1 protein-coding gene and 1 pseudogene are annotated in these 1,399 nt (G+C 25.9%); one reads left to right on the top strand and one right to left on the bottom strand.

All coding sequences use genetic code 11. The annotated features are described in order from the left end of the window. Positions 1-127, top strand: a pseudogene (locus NSA58_RS20230) (ABC transporter ATP-binding protein); the annotation flags it as partial. On the opposite strand, the gene NSA58_RS20225 reads toward NSA58_RS20230, so the two are convergent. Then, on the bottom strand, positions 90-1,399 hold a 1,310-nt coding region (locus NSA58_RS20225; protein WP_257560938.1), incomplete at its 5' end, for a DNA mismatch repair enzyme (ATPase). The pseudogene NSA58_RS20230 and the gene NSA58_RS20225 sit on opposite strands and share 38 nt — an antisense overlap.

Genomic DNA, 1,399 nt, shown 5'->3' with positions numbered 1-1,399 from the left:
TGCCATAGCTAGGGCACTTGCTGCTAAACCAAGCATAATACTAGCAGATGAACCTACGGGAAACTTAGATAGCAAGACTACGGAAGAAGTTATGGATTTGATGAAAAAATCCATAAAAAAATATAATATAAGTACCTATTTTCATTATTACTTACAAAAACACAAGTCTCATTATTTGCTTTGTATGATTTATTTTCTTCTATATCTATTTTCCAACAAACTATATAATCAACGGTTTGTATAGGATGTTTATGTTTAAGAAAGTTACTTAATTTAAATTCTATTTCTACTAAAGAAGTTTCTCCTTTACTGTCTATACAAACCATATCTGTAGGTAATTTTGCTGAGTATGATGCAACTTTATCTATATATCTCTTTATAGAATATTGTGTATTTTCATTTGAAAGTATAGATACGAAAAGTAACGCTGTTTCAATTTCATTTCTAGGTATTTTTAAAATAGGTAGATTATCTATATCTAAATCTTCCGATCTATAAATCTTATTTATATTTTTTATTGTTCTTTCACATTTTCTCTGTGTTTCATACTCTTCTTCTTCATTTTTTATCATGTTAAAGTATTCTCTCTCTGCAATAGGCCTTATTTGATTATCGACTATATCTTTAATTTGATCTAAAATCCATTTTATTTTAAAATCATCAATATTTGATATATTATTTCTATCAGATGTTAACTTGAAATTCTGAGAATTAGCCATTATATGATAGTGTTCATATTCTTCTGTTCCAATTAAACTATCCATTTTAGTACATGGTATGAAATCTTTGCATAAATATAATCCAAATCTAGATTTATGAGTTTCATCATATTTCAATCTACATATTTTATTTCGTGCATTCACACCACTAACGGTTCCATAAACTTGTACTGAAATATATTCTCCATTTATATTAGTTTCTCTATTAAATGGACCGAAAGGCCTAGAATAATCGCTAGATCTTTTATATTTTAATTGTTCTAAGTTTACTATAGGATTTTCATTTGGCTCTTCAAATTGATGCATACCTGCTATTATTTCACACTTATGATTTATTTTATCATCAATAATAATTTGTGGAACTACATCTATATTATTAACCAAGTTTCTAATTTTAATATTATTTGCAAAGATATTACGGAAGCTTCCTCCTATAGTAAACCATTGTATATAATCTTTTATTGTTTCTATATTAAAAAGTTGTTCTGGATTATCAATTTTATAACCTTTTATTTGTATTTTAGTTCCTTTGTTGAATAATCCTTTATGTTCTTTTATTTCATACTGAGGTACTTTCCCCTGTTCTAAGATTTCCCATGAATTTTTCATATTAGCAGAATAAGAATTGCCTTCTTTATTGTTAGTTTCTATATATATATTATTACTCTTATAAAATATTT

Source organism: Terrisporobacter muris (assembly GCF_024621905.1).
GTDB classification, from domain to species: Bacteria; Bacillota; Clostridia; order Peptostreptococcales; family Peptostreptococcaceae; genus Terrisporobacter; species Terrisporobacter muris.
The sequence above is the reverse complement of the archived record's forward strand: the minus strand, read 5'-3'. Positions and strand labels throughout refer to the sequence as shown.